At 67.8% G+C, this 20,686-nt stretch carries 16 protein-coding genes and 3 pseudogenes; 7 read left to right on the forward strand and 12 right to left on the reverse strand.

The genetic code is table 11. The annotated features are described in order from the left end of the window. Nucleotides 1-62: 62 nt before the first annotated feature. The 3 genes from ACFYR3_RS29210 to mmsA form a co-directional block, all read right to left on the reverse strand. Nucleotides 63-1,250, reverse strand: coding sequence for a sugar-binding protein (locus ACFYR3_RS29210; protein WP_355841500.1), 1,188 nt, complete (start codon nt 1,248-1,250; stop codon nt 63-65). Nucleotides 1,251-1,387: 137 nt separating this feature from the next. Then, complete coding sequence (gene mmsB / locus ACFYR3_RS29215) at nt 1,388-2,689, reverse strand: multiple monosaccharide ABC transporter permease (protein WP_355841497.1); 1,302 nt, start codon at nt 2,687-2,689, stop codon at nt 1,388-1,390. Further along, nucleotides 2,686-4,236, reverse strand: coding sequence for a multiple monosaccharide ABC transporter ATP-binding protein (gene mmsA / locus ACFYR3_RS29220; RefSeq protein ID WP_355841494.1), 1,551 nt, complete (start codon nt 4,234-4,236; stop codon nt 2,686-2,688). Before mmsA ends, mmsB begins: the two co-directional genes overlap by 4 nt. Before the next feature lie 212 nt (nt 4,237-4,448). On the opposite strand from mmsA, the gene ACFYR3_RS29225 reads away from it, so the two are divergent. Next, nucleotides 4,449-5,717, forward strand: coding sequence for an ROK family transcriptional regulator (locus tag ACFYR3_RS29225; RefSeq protein WP_355841491.1), 1,269 nt, complete (start codon nt 4,449-4,451; stop codon nt 5,715-5,717). A 130-nt stretch (nt 5,718-5,847) separates the two neighbouring features. Here ACFYR3_RS29225 and ACFYR3_RS29230 read toward each other — a convergent pair whose 3' ends face one another. After that, a complete protein-coding gene (locus ACFYR3_RS29230; RefSeq protein WP_355841488.1) occupies nt 5,848-6,045 on the reverse strand; it encodes a hypothetical protein in 198 nt (65 codons plus the stop codon). A gap of 125 nt (nt 6,046-6,170) precedes the next feature. Continuing rightward, nucleotides 6,171-6,305, reverse strand: a complete 135-nt coding sequence (locus ACFYR3_RS29235; RefSeq protein ID WP_356784988.1) for a hypothetical protein — start codon at nt 6,303-6,305, stop codon at nt 6,171-6,173. Between the two features lie 344 nt (nt 6,306-6,649). Between ACFYR3_RS29235 and ACFYR3_RS29240 the strand changes: the two genes are divergently transcribed. After that, nucleotides 6,650-7,816 (forward strand): RICIN domain-containing protein, encoded by a 1,167-nt coding sequence (locus ACFYR3_RS29240; protein WP_389285114.1) that lies wholly within the window; start codon nt 6,650-6,652, stop codon nt 7,814-7,816. A 310-nt stretch (nt 7,817-8,126) separates the two neighbouring features. On the opposite strand, the gene ACFYR3_RS29245 is transcribed toward ACFYR3_RS29240, so the two are convergent. Continuing rightward, nucleotides 8,127-9,230 (reverse strand): phosphatidylinositol-specific phospholipase C domain-containing protein, encoded by a 1,104-nt coding sequence (locus tag ACFYR3_RS29245; protein ID WP_389285115.1) that lies wholly within the window; start codon nt 9,228-9,230, stop codon nt 8,127-8,129. Nucleotides 9,231-9,723: 493 nt separating this feature from the next. On the opposite strand from ACFYR3_RS29245, the gene ACFYR3_RS29250 reads away from it, so the two are divergent. The 3 genes and pseudogenes from ACFYR3_RS29250 (at nt 9,724) to ACFYR3_RS29260 (ending at nt 12,962) form a co-directional block, all read left to right on the forward strand. Further along, a complete protein-coding gene (locus tag ACFYR3_RS29250) occupies nt 9,724-11,400 on the forward strand; it encodes a hypothetical protein (RefSeq protein ID WP_355841479.1) in 1,677 nt (558 codons plus the stop codon). A 360-nt stretch (nt 11,401-11,760) separates the two neighbouring features. After that, nucleotides 11,761-12,281, forward strand: a pseudogene (locus tag ACFYR3_RS29255) (phosphotransferase); the annotation flags it as partial. A gap of 162 nt (nt 12,282-12,443) precedes the next feature. Further along, nucleotides 12,444-12,962 (forward strand): adenylate kinase, encoded by a 519-nt coding sequence (locus ACFYR3_RS29260; protein WP_356784994.1) that lies wholly within the window; start codon nt 12,444-12,446, stop codon nt 12,960-12,962. Between the two features lie 35 nt (nt 12,963-12,997). Here the strand turns inward: ACFYR3_RS29260 and ACFYR3_RS29265 are convergent, their stop codons facing one another. Together ACFYR3_RS29265 and ACFYR3_RS29270 are read right to left on the reverse strand one after the other, a co-directional pair. Next, entirely contained in the window at nt 12,998-13,594 is a 597-nt protein-coding gene (locus ACFYR3_RS29265) for an MBL fold metallo-hydrolase (protein ID WP_355841473.1), read from the reverse strand. A gap of 389 nt (nt 13,595-13,983) precedes the next feature. Then, nucleotides 13,984-14,757 carry an FG-GAP repeat protein gene (locus ACFYR3_RS29270; RefSeq protein WP_389285116.1) on the reverse strand — a complete coding sequence of 258 codons (774 nt, stop codon included), beginning with the start codon at nt 14,755-14,757 and terminating at the stop codon, nt 13,984-13,986. Between the two features lie 148 nt (nt 14,758-14,905). On the opposite strand from ACFYR3_RS29270, the pseudogene ACFYR3_RS29275 reads away from it, so the two are divergent. Then, nucleotides 14,906-15,346 (forward strand): annotated as a pseudogene (locus ACFYR3_RS29275) (hypothetical protein); the annotation flags it as partial. A 150-nt stretch (nt 15,347-15,496) separates the two neighbouring features. Here ACFYR3_RS29275 and ACFYR3_RS29280 read toward each other — a convergent pair. The 3 genes and pseudogenes from ACFYR3_RS29280 to ACFYR3_RS29290 form a co-directional block, all read right to left on the reverse strand. Beyond that, the gene (locus tag ACFYR3_RS29280; protein WP_389285117.1) at nt 15,497-16,513 is read right to left on the reverse strand and encodes a DUF6215 domain-containing protein; all 1,017 of its coding nucleotides are present in this window, start codon (nt 16,511-16,513) and stop codon (nt 15,497-15,499) included. Nucleotides 16,514-16,624: 111 nt separating this feature from the next. After that, a pseudogene (locus ACFYR3_RS29285) lies at nt 16,625-16,708 on the reverse strand (IS5/IS1182 family transposase); the annotation flags it as partial. Nucleotides 16,709-16,818: 110 nt separating this feature from the next. Continuing rightward, nucleotides 16,819-17,520 carry a 2-phosphosulfolactate phosphatase gene (locus ACFYR3_RS29290; RefSeq protein ID WP_389285143.1) on the reverse strand — a complete coding sequence of 234 codons (702 nt, stop codon included), beginning with the start codon at nt 17,518-17,520 and terminating at the stop codon, nt 16,819-16,821. Nucleotides 17,521-17,973: 453 nt separating this feature from the next. Between ACFYR3_RS29290 and ACFYR3_RS29295 the strand changes: the two genes are divergently transcribed. Further along, nucleotides 17,974-18,210, forward strand: a complete 237-nt coding sequence (locus tag ACFYR3_RS29295; protein ID WP_389285118.1) for a DUF5302 domain-containing protein — start codon at nt 17,974-17,976, stop codon at nt 18,208-18,210. Between the two features lie 283 nt (nt 18,211-18,493). Here the strand turns inward: ACFYR3_RS29295 and ACFYR3_RS29300 are convergent, their stop codons facing one another. Continuing rightward, nucleotides 18,494-20,116, reverse strand: coding sequence for a glycoside hydrolase family 76 protein (locus ACFYR3_RS29300; protein ID WP_389285144.1), 1,623 nt, complete (start codon nt 20,114-20,116; stop codon nt 18,494-18,496). Nucleotides 20,117-20,686: the final 570 nt, after the last annotated feature.

Raw genomic sequence — 20,686 nt, forward strand, 5'->3', positions numbered from 1 at the left:
CGTCGCCCGTCCCGGAGGTACCCCGGGACGGGCGACGGCGGTGATCGGTGTTTCCTGCGGTGCTACTTCGTGAGCGGCGAGAGCTTGGGGTCGTTGGCGTAGGCCTGGGCCGCGTTCTCCTTCGTCACGATGACGGGCGGGAGGAGGTACGACGGGACGACCTTGGAGCCGTTGTTGTACGACTTGGTGTCGTTGATGGTCGGCTTGCTGCCCTTCTGCAGGGACTTGACCATGTTGATGGTCTCGGCGACGAGCTTGCGGGTGTCCTTGTTGATGGTCGAGTACTGCTCACCGGCCATGATCGACTTGACCGACTCGACCTCGGAGTCCTGGCCGGTGACGACCGGGATCGGCTTGCCGGCGCCCTTCACCGAGGTGAGGATCGCGCGGGCCAGGGTGTCGTTCGGGGACAGGACACCATCGAGGGTCTTCTTGCCGCCGTAGGCGGAGGTCAGCAGCGAGTCCATGCGCTGTTGGGCGTTCTCGGCCTTCCAGCCCTGGGTCGCGGTCTGCTTGATGTCGGTCTGCTTGGAGCCGACAACGATGTCGCCCTTGTCGATGAGAGGCTTGAGCACCTGCATCGCTCCGTCGAAGAACACCTTCGAGTTGTTGTCGTCCGGCGAGCCGGAGAACAGTTCGATCGTCCACGGGCCCTTGGGCTTCTTGGCCTTCATGCCGTCGATGAGGGCCTGGCCCTGGAGCTGGCCGACCTTGAAGTTGTCGTAGGCGATGTAGTAGTCGATGTCCTTGGTGTTGGTGATCAGACGGTCATAGGCGATGACGGTGGCGCCGGCCTGCTTGGCCTGCGAGACCTGAGTGGAGAGCTGCGAGGCGTCGGTCGCGCCGATCACGATGACCTTCGCGCCCTTGGTGACCATGGAGGAGATCTGCGCCTGCTGGTCGGCGACGGTGGTCGAGGCGCCCGCGTACTGGACGTCGCCCTTGAAGCCCGCCTCCTTCAGACCGTTGGTGAACAGGTCTCCTGCGAGCACCCAGTTCTCCGAGGTCTTGGCCGGCAGGGCGACGCCGATCAGCGCGTCCTTCGCGAAGCCCTTGCCGTCGGTGCTGGCGGTGGAACCCTCACGGTGGTTGGAGCAGGCCGTACCCAGGGTGAGCAGGGCAGCCGCGCCGACGGCGGCGATGCTTCTGATGGTGAGTGAGCGCATGGTGGAGTCGAACCCTTCGTGTGGTGCTGGTTGCCGGAGTTGTGCTGCGTCGTCGAGCGCGGCGGTGGCGGTGCGGTGGGACACCGCCGGACCGTGTGCCCATGACCGGTCGTTCCGGGGTGGGGACCGGGCACCCGGTCGTCAGGAGACCGGATGCCCGGTCGTCGGGGGAGGTGGAGCGATTGCGGCCGGAGGGGTCCGGCCGCCGGGGGCTGCGGGTGTCAGCCCGCGACCTTGGTCTTGTCGGCGTCGGAGGACGGGGACGGCGGCGATTTCGGCGTGGCCGGGTCGTCGTCCCGCCGGAACGGACGTGTCAGTGCCCCGAGGAGCGAGAAGCGTCCCTGGCTCTTGTTGTAGACGTCGAAGGCGACGGCGAGGAGCAGGACGAGTCCCTTGATGATCTGGACCATGTCCGAGCCGACCCCCTCCAGCTGGAGGCCGTTGTTGAGCAGGGCCATCACCAGACCGCCGACGATCGAGCCGCTGACGGTGCCGAGGCCGCCGGAGACCGCCGCGCCGCCGATGAACACCGCCGCGATGGCGTCCAGTTCCCAGCTCAGACCGTCCTGGGGGCCGGAGGCCGCGGACCGTGCCACGAAGATCATGCCTGCCAGCGCGGCCAGCACCGACATGTTCATCATGACGAAGAAGTTGACCCGCTTGAGCTTCACGCCCGACAGTTCGGCCGCTCGTGCGTTGCCGCCGACGGCGTAGATGTGCCGGCCGCCGATGGTGTTGCGCGTGTAGTACGAGTACGCGAGGACCAGGACGATCAGGATGATGCCGGAGATCGGCACGCTGGTGCCGATCCGGCCGCCCGCGAAGCGGAGCGTGGCGAAGATGATGACAACGAGCATGACGGCCAGCCGGATGCCCATGACCCACAGCGGCGCCACGTCGGCGTTCATCTCACGGCGGGTCTGGCGCGCCTTCCACTCACGCCACACGACGCCCGCGCAGGCGGCCACCCCGAGCAGCAGCGTCAGGTTGTTGTAACCGGTGTCCGGACCCGCCTCGGGAAGGAAGCCGGCGCCGATCTGGCGGAAGCCCTCGGGCACCGGAACCGTGTCGGCGTTGCCGATGTACTGGTTGCCGCCGCGGAACAGCAGCATTCCGGCGAGGGTCACGATGAAGGCCGGTATGCCGATGTAGGCGACCCAGAAGCCCTGCCACGCGCCGATCGCCGCGCCGACGAGCAGGCCGAGCAGAATGCCGAGCGGCCAGGGGAGCGAGTACTCATGCATCGTCTTGGCGACGACGATGCCGGTGAACGCGGCGACGGAGCCGACCGACAGGTCGATGTGCCCGGCGACGATCACCATCAGCATCCCGATGGCCAGGATCAGGATGTACGAGTACTGGCTGACGACCGCGATGAGGTTGCCGGAGGTGAGCGTCAGTCCGTCGGTCCAGATCTGGAACAGCAGGACGATTGCCACCAGGGTGGAGATCATGCCGAACTGGCGGGCGTTGGAGGTCGTGCCTCCGAAGAGGTTCTTCTGCAGGTCTGTTATACGGCTCATGGAGTCGGGCTCTTCTTGGTAGCGGTCATCTGCTTCATCAGGAGTTCCGGGTCGGCGTCGTCACGCGCCACGTCGCCGGTGATGGTGCCCTCGAACACCGTGTAGATGCGGTCGCACAGGCCGATCAGCTCGGGCAGCTCGGAGGAGATGACGACGACCCCCTTGCCCTGGGCGACGAGCCGCTGGATGATCCCGTAGATCTCGAACTTGGCGCCCACGTCGATGCCGCGGGTCGGCTCGTCGAGGATCAGCAGGTCGGGGTCGGTGAACATCCACTTCGCCAGGACGACCTTCTGCTGGTTGCCGCCCGAGAGCTTGACGACACCCTCGTCGACGCCGGGGGTCTTGATCCTCAGGCTCTGGCGGTACTCCTCGGCGATCTGGTGCTCGCGCACCGGGTCGATGACGCTGCGCCGGGCGATCTTCGACAGCTTGGCGGCCACCATCGAGGTCTTGATGTCGTCCAGCAGGTTCAGGCCGATCGACTTGCGGTCCTCGCTGACGTAGGCCAGCCCGTGGCGGATGGCGTCCGCCACCGTCTTCAGCTGGACCTCCTCGCCGTCCTTGAAGGTGCGCCCGGACAGCCAGGTGCCGTAGGAGCGGCCGAAGATGCTCATCGCGAGTTCGGTGCGGCCGGCGCCCATGAGGCCCGCGAAGCCCACGATCTCGCCGCGGCGGACGTGGAACGTCGAGCCCTTGCACACCAGCCGATCGTCCGAACTCGGGTGCCGCACCGTCCAGTCGCGGACCTCGAAGAGGACCTCGCCGATGTCGGGCGTGCGGTCGGGGAAGCGGCTGTCGAGCGCACGGCCGACCATGCCCCGCACGATGCGGTCCTCGTTGACGCCGTCGGCCTGCACGTCGAGGCTCTCGATGGTGCGGCCGTCGCGCAGGATCGTGATGGTGTCGGCGATCGCCTCGATCTCGTTCAGCTTGTGGGAAATGATGATCGAGGTGATGCCCCGCTCGCGGAAGTCACGCAGCAGGTTGAGCAGGTGCTGGGAGTCGTCCTCGTTCAGGGCCGCGGTCGGCTCGTCGAGGATCAGCAGCTTCACGTCCTTGGCGAACGCCTTGGCGATCTCGACGAGCTGCTGCTTGCCGACGCCGATGTCCTTGATCAGGGTGTCGGGGTCCTCACGGAGCCCGACCTGTTCCATCAGCTCCAGGGCCCGTCGCTGGGCCGTCTTCCAGTCGATCGAGCCGCGTCGGCGCGGCTCGTTGCCGAGGAAGAGGTTCTCGGTGATCGACATGCCCGGTACCAGGGCCAGCTCCTGGTGGATGATCACGATGCCGGCCTGTTCGCTGGCCCGGATGTCGTGGAACCGGACCTGCTCACCCCGGTAGACGATGTCGCCGGTGTAGCTGCCGTGCGGGTGGACGCCGCTGAGCACCTTCATGAGCGTGGACTTGCCGGCGCCGTTCTCGCCGCAGATCGCGTGGATCTCGCCTTCCCTCACGACGAGGCCGACGTCGGCGAGCGCGGTGACGCCCGGGAAGGTCTTGGTGATCGACCGCATCTCCAGCAGGGTCGAGGCGGTGGCGGTCATGAGCGGTGCTCCCCACCGCCGGGAACGCGCCGAGGCGTCTTCGGGCCGAGCCGCCCGCGGCATTCCATGGACATCAACTTGCCTCCGGTGGCACAGGTCCGTGCCCTCGCGTCCGGGATGTTTCATCTGCGGCCGGACACTAAATCCATTTGTTTTACTAAGTCAATGGGCAGGGGAAGATATGTTGTCGGGGCATCGAGAGAGGACCGTGCGTGCGGCAGTCAGGAACGAACCTTCCCAAGGTCGGGCGATACAACCGGGCGGTTGTCCTGGACCAGATCCAGCTCGCCGACGGCATCAGCCGTGTCGAGATCGCCCAGTACACCGGTCTGACCCCGCAGACCGTCTCGGGCATCGTGCGCCGGCTCATCGAGGAGGGCATCATCCGGGAGGACGGCGAGAGCAAGGGGGCGACCGGAGGTAAACCTCGCACCACCCTGAGGGTGAACGCCGACGCCGGCTGCGCCGTCGGCCTCCACTTCGACCCGGTGGAGCTGAGCTGCACCGTGGTCGACCTGCTCGGCCGGCCCCTGGTCGTCAAGAAGCGCCCGGCTCGCAGCGTCACCGATCCGGCCGAGGTCGTGAAGGACATGGCCGAACTGGTCGCCGACGTGCTGGCCGAGACGGGGGTCGACCGCGACAAGGTCCTGGGGATCGGTCTCGCCACTCCCGGGCCGATCGACATCGAACACGGCGTGATCGTCGGCGCGCCGCAACTCACCAACTGGACCCGGGTGCCGGTCCAGCACATGCTCAGCGAGACGACGGGCCTGCCGGTGACCCTCGACAACGACGCCACCGCCGCCGCGATCGGCGAGCGCTGGTCGGGAGCCGGCAGGGGAGTGGCGGACTTCGCCTACTTCTTCTTCGGCACCGGTATCGGCGGCGGTCTCATCCTCAACCACCAGGTGTACCGCGGTGGTTCACGCAACGCGGGCGAGTTCGGCCACTCCTCGGTGCTGCCAGACGGTCCGGAGTGCTACTGCGGCAACCGGGGCTGCCTGGAACGGCTCGTCAACCCCACGGCGATCGTCGCCGAAGTGCACCGCAGACTCGCGGCAGGATCGCACCCGGACAGCGCGCTGGCGCGGGCGTTCGCCGAGGATCCCGATGCGATCGACCACGCCGCCATCCGGGTGGCCGCGGCGGCGGGGGACCCGGTCGCCGCGGCGGTCATCGACGAGACCGCGGAGTACGTGGCCTCGGTCGCGGTCGACATCGCGAACTTCATCGACGTCGACCTGATCATTCTCGGCGGCCACGGCATCCAGCACGTCGAGTCCCGCTACGTCGCGGTCGTCGCCGCCGCGCTGAAGAGCCGCCCGCTGTCCCGTCACATCCGGGTCGTGGAGGTCGAGGCGTCCCCGCTCGGCACGGACGCGGCGGTGGTGGGCAGCGCGGCGCTCGTCCTGCATGCTACGTATTCCCCGCAGTTGTCGGCCCTGGTGGGGACGGGGGTGACGCCTGGCGGTCAACCATGACCGAAGTCCGGCATTGTCGTAGCGGCTCCGATTTTCGCGCCGGGCGGCACGGGCTCGGGTTCGCCACCGGATGTTCCGGGTCGGCGCATCCGGCCACGAGCCCTGCTGCGAGAGGCATCGCCCGTAACCCTCAGGGTGTTTCCCAGGGCGAGGCCTCCTCGTCGGAGCCGGATGCATCCTCAGCCGCCCGTAAGCCCTGACCGAGCCCCAACAGCTCCAGCTCAAGACCGTCCGCGTTCACTGTCCCGAACTCGACGCCCTCACCCGGCACGTCCGCTCCTTCGCGGTCACGCTCACCGAGCGCCAGGGCGAACGCGTGCCGCGACACCGGCGGAAGCGATCCGCGCCGCCTCGCGGACGCAGGTGTCCCGCCGTGCCCGGGCACGGCCCGAACATCGCCACGCTTGTCCGCCGTCACGGCCCCTGCCTCCTCCGGCAGGTGCGGCATCGACGTCAGCGGCGTCCGCGATAGACCGGTGCGCTCACGCAGACCAGTCGCCGTGACCGTCCCCGGTGGTCCCGCACCGCGTCGATCAGCCCGCCCAGTGCCGCCGGGCCGGGGTAGGTGCCCGTTCGGAATCGCTGCACGCCGAGTTCCTCGGGCCGGTACGCGAGAACCGCCGTCGACGGTTCTCCGTCGCGGGCCGCGCGGCCGAACTCCTGGTGGGGTATCGCCTACTGATCGACGCTTCCGCCGGCCCGGGCGGTCCCCACCATTCGGGTATCGCGGTCCGCCCATGACGGGACGTCAGCGGGACGTGAGAAAAACGTCAGGCGGAGGTGCGAGGGTGGGGAAAGCTCACTGTCAGCCGCGCCAACACCTGTCATTCACAGCCAGGTTGGAAAAGGCTCCGTGCTGCCATCCACCGGAAGTAGGTCTCATTTTGTCGCCTGTCCGATTCTTACGCGCACGAGGCAAAGTGCCCGCCATAGTGGCGGCACTGATCGGGATCATCGGTTTCTCGGTCGGCCTGCCGGCTCCCCTCGCTCATGCCGACGTGCCCAATAGCTACAGCATTGCGACCTACAATTCGCAGGGCGCCCGTTGGGCCGACGTCAGGGCCATCAGCGACGAGAACGACATCGTCGCGGTTCAGGAGGCGGGGCCGGAACCGACACCGTACGGCATGAATTTGCTGAACACCTACGTCCGTGGCGGCTACACCGTGCGTGCCTACCGGTGGGGGACGCGGTACGTGTACTGGATGAGCCCGACGGGAGACAGCCGGGTCAATCTGGCCATGGTCACGCGCACGCAGGCCCACGAGGTGTTTGTCGCTCCGCCCGGTCGGGCCGGGGCGCGACCGGCACTGGGGCTGCGCTTCGACAACGACATCTACTACAGCCTGCACGCGGCCGCCACGGGCGCGAGCAACGAAGCGGAGCAACTGGTAGCCAATATCGCGACCCAGGCGCGCGCGGCGGGCGGCTATGCGTGGACCGCCATCGGGGACTTCAATCGGGACCCGAACCAGGGAATGCACACTGCGGCTCGCGCCCAGAATGCGTGGGTCTACCACAGCGGCGAGTCGACCCAGCAGAGCGGTGGCGAGCTCGACTACATGATCTCGTCTCGCGACATGGCGAACTATCGCGGAGTGAGGAACGGCGGCAGGAGTTCCGACCACTATCCGATCTATTTCCGTACGCAGCTGGCTGCGAACGGCTCCGTGGTCGACCTGATCAGCGATAGTGACCACGCCAAATTCATTGGATTCGAAGCGAGGAGCAGCGCAAACGGCACCCGTGTGATCACGGACAGCTATGATGCGCAAGGGTCCCTGTGGACGCTGCGGAGGCCCCCGGGTGGAGGCCAGTTCGAATTCAACTTGGTCAACAACGGTAGCGGCAAGTGCATCGACGTGTACGGGGGCCCCGATGCCAAGAGCGGCAACTACCTCAATGAATGGGACTGCTTGGGGCAAGCCTCCCAGGTCTTCAGTCTCCATTATTGGGATGAGGAGCCGGGAACCTGGGAGATCGTGCAAAAGAGCACGGGCTTGTGCGTGGACACCATGGGTACCCAGCCGAAGTACCTCGCCCTGTACGCGTGCACCGAGAACTCTCCCAATCAGCACTTCATGCCGCACTACTTCTAAGGTGTAGTACGCCGGGGCTTCGGCGTGGTCGCGGGTCGAGCGGGTTGTCCTGATGTGGGCCCGGATGCGGAGCAGGCACGGCCTTCCAAGATCATGTGGGTGTCGAGTCCAGTGATCCCTGCGGAAGTCCGTGCCTGCCGTCGCATGTTCTCCGATCCTGCCCATCCCTGACCGACTCCGAGATCAGCCTGACGCTGCGGAAGATCAACTGCCCCGGCCACTGGCCCGGTTGGCTCAGGTTCCCCATCCCCGCAGCCGCGCGGCCTGCGACCGTGGATCAGCTGTGGATCAGCCGTGGATCAGTCGTGGGTCAGCCGCGTGGCAGGACCTGCGACTGCACGTCCGGCAGGCCCCGCCAGTCGTTCGACGCGACCGTGGCATGCGCCTTGGCCAGCAGCGCGACCCGTGCCGACGCGTCGGCCGACGACGGGCTGACGTCGTCGAGAGCCGGCGACACATTCTGCGAGTCCGTCATGAACAGCAGGTAGTGGTTGCTGTCGTACCAACTCGTGTCGATGCCACTGTTGATGTATGTGGCCGCGTCACCGTCGAACGCCACGAACCACGGCCGCAGCGTCGTGTCGGAGTAGCGGGTGCGCGGGTCACCCGACGCGGCGTTGTGCACCGAGGGGAAGATGTTCGCCTGCGCGGTGGTGCCCGCGGTGTGCAGGTTGCGCAGGTAGGTCGCGTACTCCTTGTCCGTCCACAGGGTGTCGGTCGGGTTGTTCTCCTCGACCGTGCCGGGGATGACCTCCAGCAGCACTTTGCCCGCCAACTGCGCCCGGGTCGGCCAGTTGCCGGCCTTGGCCGCGTCGTCCAGGGTGGCGTACTGGCCACCGCCGGGCTTGTTCAGCAGGTCGTTCGGCTTGTAGACCAGGCTGCCCAGGTGTGCGGTGATCGACTGGTCCAGCTTGGCCGGGCTCATCCCGAAGCTGGACTGGAAGCCGGCCTTCATCTCCAGCTTGATGATCAGCGGCCCGTGGCCGGGGTGCGCGCCGAGCCACACCCGGACGTCGTCCAGGCAGCTCTCCAGGTCCTTGTTGGCGCTGCCCGTGTACAGATCGGCGGCCGAGGAGGCATTGACGCAGTTGTTGCCGTTGCTGGTGAGGCTGTCGTGGCTGACCTTCCACTCCTGGGTGAAGAAGTCGTCCCAGACGTCCAGCTCGATCATCGAGGTACCGGTGTCGAGGCCCTGCGCGAGATAGGTGAACGCGCTGGGGTCGTAGGTGTTGTGGATTCCGGACGTGGTGGTGCCGGACACCTGCAGCGAGTTCGTGTCGACGGCGGAGGCGGTGGCGCCTCCGGCCACGGCGGCGCCGAACGCCAAGGACAGACTCAGGATGCCGAGCAGCACGGTACGCGGTGCCGCGAGCGGGCGGAGGGAAAATCTACGGCGGCTCATCGAACCGGTCACGGTTCCTCCATCGTGGGGGTGACTCTCCGTCTGGACGGTGACGGCTGTGCATGAATCGACGGAGACATGACACGTAACGCGATCTAGAATCCTGCTGTCAGCTACGATTCCGGCCGATCTTTCCGGCCAACTGCAGGCCCCTGAGCTCTCGTTTTCCCATGAGCGTGTCCGGTTCACAGCGGCCACGCCGACGAAAATGCGAACAAGTGCGGCCGAACAGGGGAGTTCGGCAAGGGGTAGGGGAAACGTGGCGGCGCCGCGGCCGGCCGGCTGAGCGTTCTGTCGACTGTTCCTGACTTGGTGTCCGGCGATGCGAATGAGGTCCAGCACTCGCGTTCAGGCGTCGGCGGAGGGAGAACTGACTGTCGGACAGGGCCGCTATAGTCCTTGATCACCCGGTCGCGATCCGCATCGGGTGAACAGCGATGTCGGGCTGCCTGTCGGGAGGCGCCGTGCGCTGGGAGCCATGTGATCCTGTGGGGGGAACACCATCGTGCGACGCATTGCCCTGCTTTCTGCCACCACCGCCACGGTGCTGGCCGCCTCGATGCTCACCGGCTCCACGCTGGCCCAGGCTGATGCCGCTCCGGGTGGTGGACCTGCCCTGGACAACGCGGACGCCTGGTACGCCTACCCGGGGATGGTTTTCGTCACCGCGCACTCCGACAACCCGATCACTCACATCACCGCGCATTTCACCCCCGTCGGTCGCCAGGACGGCGAAGCCGAGGCGGGATCCACCGAGGACTTCACCCAGCAGTCCGGCGTGGACGGCCGGTCCGGAGTCTGGCGGGCACCGGTCCATCTGGCGGAACTCGGCGAGTACCGCATCACCGTCGACCTGGAGGACTCCTCCGGTGCCACGGTCGCCGGCGCCCTGTCACCCCTGACACTGCAGTACCGGACCATTCTCACGATTCCGGACTTCTCCGTCGCTCCGACCGGACCGGACTACCTCCATCAGGAGGTCACCGCCGACGGGACCGTGCTCGCCGAGGATCCTCGGAATCCCGACGCTCCTGTCCCGGCCGCCAATCTCCCGGTGGACATCACCTCCCGGTACGGCAGGATCGACGCGAAGACCGGAGCCGACGGGCGCTTCGCCGTCTCTTTTGTCCCCACCTGGCCGTCGGCCGACCTCAAGGCGTGGCCGGGCGCCTCCGGCGCGTACCCCGGGGCGATCATCCTGGACACGCCCGAGCAGCACGTGACCGCCGTGCAGGCACCGACCCGATTCACGGCGAGCACACATGCCCTCAACCTGCGCCAGGGAACGACCGGTACTGTCACCGGCCGTGCGGAGGTCCAGACGGCCGACGGCTGGCAGCCACTACCGCACACATCGCTCACCCTCTTCGGCCAGAGCCCCACCGGCACTTCGGAATTCGTGGTCGCCCAGACCACCACGGACGATCACGGGCTCTACACTCTGCGCGTTCCCACGGACAGTCCCGCTCCGTCCGGCCAACTCCTCCTCGGCGGAACACCGTTCGAGCAGATCGCCGTTCAGCCCTTCAGCCTCCACGTGGCCTACACGACCCATCTCGACATGACGGCCACGCTCGGCGACGACTCCCGGCTCCATGTCTCGGGATGGATGTACTACAGCGACCGGCGCGCTCATTGGCCCACGAACCCGGCCGTCACCATCGAATACTCCAAGGACGGCAGGACCGGCTGGAAGGCCGCATCCACACTCCCCGTGAAGCTCCGCTACAACAAGGCCAATTTCGACGAGGAGTTCAGCACCTCGTTCACCGCGCCGAAGGACGCCTACTGGCGTGCCCGCTTCAACGGCAACGCCGACCTGGCGGGCAGCACCACCGATCCCGTCCACCTCCGCCGCTACGCCACGCGGATCACCGGGTTCAATGTCTCCCCCGAACCGATCCGCAAGAACGGCCTCCTCCACCTCGCAGGCACGCTTCAGTACTCCTCGGGCACCACCTGGAAGCCGCTCGCCGGTGAAGGCCTCGACCTGTATTTCCGGCCCCGTGGAGCTTCCGCCTACCGCTACGTCAGCGATTTGGGTACCGACTCCAAGGGCCGGATCCGCAACATCGTCCTCAAGGCCGCCCAGGACGGCACCTGGGCTGTTGCCTTGAAACGCAGCACCGGAGCCCACTATCTGAAGAGCCCCATGGTCACGGACTACGTCGACGTGCGATGACAACGCCGCGCGGCACAGCCGTCCTGTCGGGACGACATCGCGGGCCGGCTGCCACACCGGGTCGGGCGCCGCGGCGGCCGCCGTCTTCCACCTGCTCAACCGGCCAAGTGAAGTGCTCGGTCACACCTGGACGGGTTGCTCCAAGGGCAGCGCCTCGTGGCCGCTTCCGGGAAGTGGCCTTTCTTCCGGACCGGAGCCTGTCCTCTGCTGCCCTAGCCGGTGGGAGGCCGCGGGCCTGAGCGGGTACGGGACCTGCCGAGCCGACGGCTCCGCCCGTGAACAGGCCGCAGCCGAAGGCGCCTGCGCGGCCTCGCCTGCACAGGCGGAAACCGATCTGGACGAGCCTCAGGAGCCCCAGAAGGTGCGCGACCGCGTGTCTACCAGGCGTGGACCAGTCCGGAGCGGTGGCGCTTCCCGAGAGCTCGAAACAGCCGGAAATATGGCAGCGCGCCGTGGAGGTGATTCGCCGTCCGCCCCCGGCCTGCCGGCCATGCTTCCCGCACCGTGACTTCCACCCCGGGAACGCGCTCTTCGCGGGAGAAGGAGCCGCCCTGGCGGTCACGGGTGTCGTGGACTGGGTGGAGACGTGCTGGGGACCCGCTGACCTGGACGTGGCCCACTGTTCCACCGCGCTTGCTCTGCTGCACGGAGTGAGCGTCGGCATGTGGCCAGCGGACCACTGCATCGCGGCCGGCGGAACGCTCAGCCATGACCTGGCCGACCACCTGTACTAGCGTGTGCCGGACGCGCTGGCCTTTGCGCCGGACGCGGAGAAGGTCAACGAGCCCTGGCGGGAAATCGGGAGGGAAGATCGGACATCGGCCGTTCTCGCCCAGCGCTCGGAGGACCACCTCCGAGCGCTCCTCGGCCAGTACGGCTGAGGACTCGACGATCGGCGTCGTCCGGCGTCGTCCGGCGGCGGTCCGTGCTGCCCGTGTCCGAATCAGACGCCGGGTCAGGGGCAAAAAAAGCCGTCAGTCGGCCGGCCTGCGCGGCCGGGGGCGGGAACAGCAGGTCGCCGACCTCAGGTGTACGGTGCGCGGATGGAACGGATCTTGGTGGTGGGCGTCACCGGAGCGGGTAAGTCCACTCTCGCCCGAGCCGTGAGCGGCCGCCTCGGCATGCCGTACCACGAGATGGACGCGCTGTTCTTCAACGGGCCCGGCTGGGCCGTCAACGACAAGCTGGCCGAGGACGTGTCGAGGCTCGCTGCCGGGCCTCGCTGGATCGTCGACTCGCTCGGCCACCCGGAAGTCCGCGATCTACTGTGGACCCGGGCCGACACCGTGATCTGGCTGGACTACCCCCGGCACGTGGTCATGCCCCGGGTCCTGCGCCGGTCCATCCGGCGCACCGTCACCCGCGAGGTCATCTTCGGCGGCAACCGGGAGACCTGGCGAGAGTGGCTGCGCCGGGACCACCCGGCCTGGTGGTCCTGGTCGCAACACGGAACCCGGCACGACGAAATCGAGCGACGCACCCTCGACTCCAGCTTCGCCCCGCTCGACACGCTTTGCTTCCGGCACCCCGAAGAAACGGCGGCCTGGGTGGCGTCTCTCTGACAGCGTCACGCGCGGGCTCCGCCCCGTGCTCAGCCTCAGATCGATTCGCCGGGGCTCAGGTACCGGTAACAATGGTCGGTCTCCTGGGCGAGCCAGCCGTTGACGCTCGCGAGGCCGCGGTCGTTGATCTGGGCGTCGTGGATCGCGAACGCCCGCTGTGGCGCGATCGCCTTGACGAAGTCGATGGCCTCCGATGTCTTCAACCACGAGCCCTGCGCCGGGACCAGGAGTGTCTCGATCGGTTGCTCGGGCACGTGCAGCGAGTCGCCGGGATGGTAGACCGCCTCGTCGACGATGTAGCCGAGGTTCGCGCAGTCCGGCTCGCCGCCGTGGATGAACGCGTGACGGCCGCCGACCGCCCTCACGCGGAAACCGGCAGCGGTGAACGTCTCGCCGGAGGACACCCCGGTCACCTCCAGCCGGGGGATGCTCGCATCGGCCGGGGCATGGACCGGGACGCCGAGCCCGGCCAGGCGCGGGACGTCGACGTGGTCGGCGTGTTCATGGGTCACCAGCACGGCGTCCGCACCGTTCAGGGCCGCCGCCTCGCTCCACGTCCCGGGGTCGATTACCAGCACGCGGCCCTCGTGTTCGAGCCGCACGCACGCGTGGGTGTACTTCGTGATCCGCATGACTTCCGAACCTACCGGCACCGCACCGATCGCCAATCGTTTGCGGGCGGGATCGCGACGTGTCGCCGTGCCCGGCCTGACGTTCCTGTTCGGCCTCCCGCTCCTGGAGAGGCGATCTTGGCCTCGATGCGCTGCAGCCACATGGCGTGCCACACCCGCATTCCGTGGAATCAGGTTTGGCAAGAGCCCTCGGCCGAGGCAGCGCGCCCGAGGGCCATGTGAACCGGGTGAAGACACTCACACGACGAACAAGTCGACGCCGCAGTGCGGGCAGTCGACCTCGTACTCTCCGGCGTGCAGGCTGTCGCAATCCCGGCCGGGCGAGGACGAGTCGCGAAGCCGGTCTGCTCGCTGAAGCTCCCCATGACGGGAGTCCGTGGACCGGCGCACTAGCGATCTTCGCAGGCGCCGTAGTGGAGGGCGTCGGGGTAGCGGGAGGGGAAGTCCGACTCCCCGTAGAAGCCGGTCTCCTCACGGCTCACAGAGACGCCGCCCCTGTCCTGCCGGCCGATGCGGCGGGAGACGCCGCCGTCCCCGACCGACTGGAAGACCTCCAGCTCGGCGCGGCCGTCGTGGTTGGCGTCGATGGCCCGTGCTTCGTACACGAACGACGATGACCCCACGCGGATGGTGCCGGTCCGGTCGCTGCTCAGGTCGCGGGCGAGAGGCCCGTAGTGCACCTCATGCACCACCATGTTGTGCTGCGGTGCGTCGCCATTGTTGCGCTGGCTGTAGAAGACGGCCAGGTCGAGATAACCGTCGCCGTCGAAGTCGCCGAAGGCTCCCCGCGTCTTCATGTCCTTCCTCCACGAACCTCGCAGCTTCTGCCAGGATCCGCGGGCAGCGTCGACTTTGACAATGGTCCGGTGATCGTCCCTCTGGAAGACCACTGAGCTGGTGACCTCGTTGATCTCGTCCAGGTGCCCGTCCGCGTCCAAGTCGGCGCGCAGGGTCAGGGTGAAGCCGTCGATGGCGCATATGGCCATGGGGGCGTGATCGCCGGGTCGGGGTCCGGTGCCCAGCAGAAACCACGTAACACCGGCGATCACGGCGAGACTGCCGCCGAGAGCCGTGGCGAGCCGCTGGCGACGTGTACGCGGTCGCGGCAGCGACGAGAGCACGCCCCGAGACGTGGCCGACTTCGGGGCGGTGGAAGACGGCATGCCAGGACCCTACTAGTCAGGCGCTGCGCCGGGCCCGCGGCTGTGGGCCGAAGCCCGTCTCAGGTGGGATCGCTGGGCGAGCTGAGCGTTCAGCGACTCTCCGGTGCCTTGGTGATGGAGGGTCTCCGCATGAGGGCCTGGTCGCTGTCCGGGCTGCCGCAAGCAGGCGAGACGGGTGCACGGTTCGTACCAACGCGGCTTCGACGAGAGGCCGTTGGGCTCGCGACGAGTCGTGGTCCGGCTTCGGGTGTGCCGATACTTCCGTGACCGGAAGTGGTGTTCCCGAAAGACGTTTGTCGAGCAGGTGCCGGGCCTGACCGATCGGCACCGCCGGTCGAGTACCGGTCTGACGGGGTGGCGGCGGTCGATCGCGGTGGAGTTGGGCGGCCGTCCGGCGGCACGCCTGTGTCGACGCCTGCGGCTGGCCACAGGCAGGACCCGGCTGCTGATGCTGCTGACGGCGCCGCCGGTTCAAAGCCCCGCACCGCCGCCGACGCCCCGGCGTGGCTGTGGCTGGTGTCCGCCCCGGAGGCCGAGGCGGCGGGGAAACGTGGGACGGTGCCCTGGACGCCCAGCGCGCCTTCGGTGACCTCGACGGGTACCGGCCCGTGCTTCTGGGCGTGGCCGAGGCCTTCGACGACGGCACCGCCTACCGGGCGGAACCGTCAGCCCGTGTCGACCTGCCCGTCCTGTCCGACGACCCGACCCTCCAGTACGACCTTCAGCTGCCCGGTGCGTCTCATCGGACACGTCGTTCGGGGATCCTCGGAAGAACTTTCTCGGCGATGTCGAGGAGAACGCTGTCGTTCGGGAGGGCTCCGGACGTGCTCCACACGGTGAAGTCGCAGTAGCCGCCTCGGTCATTACGGTCCAGGGCCACGGACAGCGTCCTGGCCAGGGGGCCTTGTTCGACCGGTCCGCCGGATCCGCCACTCCCGAGATTGATCTCGAGCTTCATGGTGTGATCCGAGGAGAGGACCGCGGGCCGACCGAGAACCTTGAGCGTCTTGATGTCCGTCTCGTCCCCGAACTTCATCAGCTTCACGTACTGGTCGGTCGACAGGTCGTTGTAACTGGCCGAGACATTCACGGTGTACGTGTCCAACGTGATCTCGGCCTCCGGCTGGGCGACCTTCCCCTCAGTCAGAGGAGCGGTGTTGTTGGTGCCGGAAACCGTGGTCACGGTCTCTCCAGGCGTTCCGAGGAGCTTGGCCAGGTCTGGCCGGTTGAGCGCCTTGCACAGCTCTTCACCGGTCACAGGCCGGGGAGTGTCCTTGTAGGCCTTCGGAAGCTCCTCGTGTGCCCCGTCCGAACACGAGGCGGGCTGCGGGGCGTTGTCCTCGGACGGCATGAAGCGTGGGCCCAGCCACAGCGTGGCCGCGAGTGCCCCGAACACGGCCACGGCCGCGACGGCCTGGCTCCATGCGTTGTGCTCCTTCTCCGGAGTGTTCGGGCCAGGACGCGGCCCGGTACCGGCCTGGGTCTGGGGCTGTGGCTGGGGCCGGGCGGCAGCAACGACTGCCGCCCCGGTCGCGGAGGCTGCCGGACTCGGGTTCCGGCGTGCGCGCAGGGCCCGGACCACCACGTAGACGCGTATTGCGGTGAACGCGAGGAACACCACGCCCAGACCGGCCGCGACCCGATCGTGATCGCGGACGGCGAGATACATGATGCGTACGCCGAAAACAGACCCGACCGCGATGAGCAGGGGCTCGCGGACCCAGAACGGCAGGAGACGGAGGAGGAAACCGAGCATCCGGTGATCTCACCAGGACAAGATCACATTCGCCATGATGGAAGCCACAGTTCCGGGCACGTGCAGGGCCTGCCGAAGCAAGAGAAGCCAAGCCGACGATGCCGAGATCGGCTGTCGCATCGTCAAGTTCGTGCGCCAGTACGTCGTGACCAGCAGAACGCGGTCCTCCGATGGCAGACCCCAAGGGCGGTCGCGCTGCTGATGTGCGGCCTGCTCGCGTCGTGGTGATCCCCTACGTCGTGCGGTGGGCCGAGAGGCAGGAGCGGTGATCCGTTCCGCTTGCGAGAGTCGGACCTCACCAGCGATCAGATCGAAGCCTTGTCGGTCAGCGAGGGCATGGCGCGCGGACGGAGGACCATGAGCGAGTCCTCCAAGGTCGCCACCATGGCAAAGGGGAACCGGTCGAGCTCAAGACAGAGCGCGACGTCATCAGGATGGACTCCTTGACGCACACCCTCCGCCAGCTCGGCGGCGGCGCGCGACCCGGCAGCGCGGCGGAGGAACTCAACTGCATCCGTCCCAGCCTCAGTGGCCCTCCGAGCGATGTATTGAGCACACGCCAGATCTTCCTCGGCGTGCCCATCTTCGCCGGTGACTACGAACGTGACCCTTTCGCACTCGCGTGTCCGCAAGAGCCGAGCCGTAGCCTCCGCCACCACGAAGCCGGCGCACAGCACCAGCGACGCCTCCTTGACCGCAAGAGCGCCGACCGTCCCTGCCGTGGTCTTCTGCACAACGGTCCGTCCTGCAAGGTCGACAGACCTCAGCAGGCCCGGCGAGTTGACGGTGTCGAACCCGGGCGCGGGCGGACCGTCTTTGAGCGCCACCCAATCCGGGTGGCGAGCCTTGAGAGCCAGGGCTTCGTCCAGCGACTCGGCAAGAACGATCTTTTCCGCCCCCTGGCCAAAGGCCCAGGCAGCCACCGTGAAAGCACGCATGACGTCGATTACGACCGCCACGGACGGGGCCTCGACCAGCTCAGCGATGCCAAGGAAACGAGCGTCCATCCGGTCATGATCGCGCATGCCCGATCTGAAGCACCCAGGCAGTGAGGCGCTTCACATCGACGGCCTCGGAATACGACAAATCGGCCGCCGGTGTCGCGCAAGGAGTGCGCTGCCCGCGTCGCGCAAGCAGTGCGCGACGGGGCGGGTGCTGGTGAAGCGGGCGGTGGAGCCCCAGTTCTCGTGGGCGGGGGGCATGCACCACTGGCCTGGCGCAGGGCGGGCAGCCCTTGCCGTATTTGTGGGTGGTCCGCTGGCAGCCGGAGCACGGGCCGACCAGGCCGTCGGGGCAGGTGAAGGTGGAGGGTCCGGTGCGCTGATCGGCGGCGGGGAGTCCTCATCCAGGTTCAGCGTCAACGAGCCGCTATGGCGGTTGGCGATGGGAGGAGCGGGTGCCTCGAGGGGTGCCCGCCGTGACAAGCTGTGCTTTCCACTGCCCAGTCCCAGGAGGTCACCATGCCTGCAGAGTCTCCGTCGGCCGAAGAGCCGGTTGACGGCGAGAGCCCTTCCCTCACGCCCGACGACGACGGCCAGGACGAGTTGAAGCGCAAGTTCCGGGAGGCTCTGGCGCGCAAGCGTGGTGTCCAGGCGGACGCCGCTGACCTCGCTGCGAACACCAACAGGTCGAAGGTCCACGGCGCGCACGGCCCGGCCGCGAGTCAGCGGTCGTTCCGCCGAAAGAGCGGTGGCTGAGTCTCCTAGCGGCCTCAAGACGGGACTCGGGAGCGTCGGGCGATGTCTGGCGCCGGCCGGTTGGGCCGGCGACCAGCGACGACGTCGAACGGTCTGCCCTGGACAACGACTCCGGACCGGCCGACTCGGCCGGGACACCCGACTGAACACCCGACTGAGCGACGAGCCACGCGAGTCGATCCGCGCCAACTTTTGCGGTGTCGCGGCACCATCCACCAATTTCGAAGTGCACCGGGCGTTCAGCCCCCCCGCCCCCCGTCCCTTCCCGGCCCCCCACCGGTCGTCATCCCGTGGCGGCGGTGAGGGCTCCGAGGGCGCTGGCCTGGGTACGCCAGTCGGTCTGCTGGGGGCCGGCACCGGCCCAGCGTTCGCCGAGGGCGTTGAGGGAGCTGCGGTCGTGCGCCCACAGCGTGTCAGCCTGCTTCTGAACATAACTCTGGTAGGTACTGGAACCAGTGGCCTTCGCGAGGTCGGCGAAGTTCCGCATGAAGATGCCCTTGAACTGCTTCTGGTTGTCGTCGCATGACGCGGAGCCGACGTCGCAGGACTCGGTGAGGACTCCGTCCCGGGTCAGCGCCGGGCTGCTGATCGCGGCGTCGGCAAGGGTCCGCGCGGTGGCCAGCAGGGCGCCGTCCCCGGTCGCCTTCCACAGTTCGGTGAAGCCGCCGATGGCCAGCCCCTGGTTGTAACTCCACACGGTGCCGCCGTTGTTGGCGCAGGCCGAGGTGAGCCCGTCGTTCACCAGCCCCGAGGAGTTGATCATCCCGCTGGACCGGTACCAGTTGGCGGCTGTCCTGGCGCGCTGGAGCCATACGGTGTCGCCCGCGATGCGTTGGTGCAGCGCCGTGGTCAGCCAGAGGTACTGCCCGTTCGTCACCGCGTTCTTGTAGGTGCGCTCGCGGTCCCACCACACGCCACCCCCGCAGGTGCCGGGGTCCCAGTACTGCTGCACGTAGTTGGCGATCGTGACGGCCTCGTCGAGGTAGCGGGAGTCGCCGGTGTAGTCGTACGCGTCGAGCCAGGCGATGGCCCACCAGCCCGAGTCGTCGATGGAACGGCTGATGAAGTGGCCCTCGATCGCGTCCGAGCTGCGCACACCCGCGGCGAAGACGCCCTTGTTCTGGTCGAAGGTGCGCGCGACGACCCAGTCGTAGTCGTGCCTGCCGGTGGCCTTCGCGAAGTCGATGAGCGAGGTCAGGGTCGCGGCGGAGTTCCACCAACTGCTGGGCCACCAGCCGTTGTACGGGTCGTACGAGGTCATCAGCGCGTCCGCCGCGGCGCGCGCCCTGGTCGGCGCGGGCCTGACCCACGCGGTGCAGCTGCCCTCCTGGTGGGCGGCCTCCCGGCCGCAGGCGCGGACCGCGCCGCCGTGGAGGAGGCCGCGCGGATCGCGGGTGGCGTACATCGCGGTACGGGTGCCGGTGGCCCCGGACGGGGTGCTGGTGCGGCCGAGTGAGGAGCCGTCCGGCCAGGTCGAACCGCCGTCCCAGGAGCGGTCGAGCCAGATCTCGTCGCCGGCGCCACCGGTGTCGATGCTCGCCCAGGTCATGGAGTTCTTCTGGTCGACGTGCAGCCGGATTGTGCGGCCGTAGAGGGTGGTCGACGGGACCGGCTGGTCGTCGCCGGCCGCCTGCGCGGCGCTGGTTCCGTCGCAGAGCGTGTCGCAGACGGTGGGGTAGACCCAGTTCGTACAGCCGACGCCGGCGGCGTCGCCGCAGGCCCGCACCAGTTCGCGCCGGTGATTGCGGGGATCGGTGATGTTGTACATCAGCGTCCTGGTGCCGGTCCAGGTGCTCGGGATGCTCGCCTTGCCGAGCAGTCCTTCCCAGGTGGCGCCGCCGTCCCAGGAGCGGCCCAGCCACACCGAGTCGCCGGTGACGCCGTTGTCGATGCTGGCCCAGGCCATGTCGTCCGCGTCGGACACGTGCAGTTCGAGGCGACGGCCGTTGAGGTCCTTGTTCGGCACGGGGAAGCTCTCCTGCCGGGCCTGTGAGGGGTCCAGCGTGTCACAGGCCAGTACGCACACCTGGGTGGCGGCGGCCGCGGTCGCCGGCGTGGCGGCCGGGACCAGTGCCACGAACGCGAGAACGACCGTCAGCAGGAAGCTGAGGAGCCGTGATCTGACAACGATGTCGGAGCTTCGTGAGGACACCGGAACTCGCCTCGATTTCACGATGGGGGACGCCGGTCGAAGGACGTGGCGGCTGGGCCGACGGCTGCCGCTGAGTCGGGCGGGAATCGAGCACTGGTCCATACCTGTCTCCGAGGCAGTGAACTGGCTTGGCGATGCCATGTCAATGCCGCAAGAGGCTGCTTTTTCAATGGAGTTGACAGATGGTGCGATGGGTTGACACCCGCTTTTCGTGCGCCCATCATTCGGTGCGAACTTCGGCGAGTCATCTCGCACACCCGCTGCCACTTCAGTCCCAGGCCCTCACGGGCGATCTTTTTGAATCGATTCAAGCGGCTGGTCGCC

This window comes from Streptomyces sp. NPDC005784 (genome assembly GCF_042871525.1).
Lineage (GTDB): Bacteria > Actinomycetota > Actinomycetes > Streptomycetales > Streptomycetaceae > Streptomyces.

Bases quoted from the DNA above. Each gene is read 5' to 3' on its own strand.
- ACFYR3_RS29280 (WP_389285117.1), bottom strand. From the start codon at position 16,513: ATGCTCGGTTTCCTCCTCCGTCTCCTGCCGTTCTGGGTCCGCGAGCCC.
- ACFYR3_RS29300 (WP_389285144.1), bottom strand. From the start codon at position 20,116: ATGGCCTGGGCCAGCATCGACAACGGCGTCACCGGCGACTCGGTGTGG.
- ACFYR3_RS29295 (WP_389285118.1), top strand. From the start codon at position 17,974: ATGCCTGCAGAGTCTCCGTCGGCCGAAGAGCCGGTTGACGGCGAGAGC.
- ACFYR3_RS29290 (WP_389285143.1), bottom strand. From the start codon at position 17,520: ATGGACGCTCGTTTCCTTGGCATCGCTGAGCTGGTCGAGGCCCCGTCC.
- ACFYR3_RS29260 (WP_356784994.1), top strand. From the start codon at position 12,444: ATGGAACGGATCTTGGTGGTGGGCGTCACCGGAGCGGGTAAGTCCACT.
- ACFYR3_RS29265 (WP_355841473.1), bottom strand. From the start codon at position 13,594: ATGCGGATCACGAAGTACACCCACGCGTGCGTGCGGCTCGAACACGAG.
- mmsA (WP_355841494.1), bottom strand. From the start codon at position 4,236: ATGACCGCCACCGCCTCGACCCTGCTGGAGATGCGGTCGATCACCAAG.
- ACFYR3_RS29270 (WP_389285116.1), bottom strand. From the start codon at position 14,757: ATGCCGTCTTCCACCGCCCCGAAGTCGGCCACGTCTCGGGGCGTGCTC.
- mmsB (WP_355841497.1), bottom strand. From the start codon at position 2,689: ATGAGCCGTATAACAGACCTGCAGAAGAACCTCTTCGGAGGCACGACC.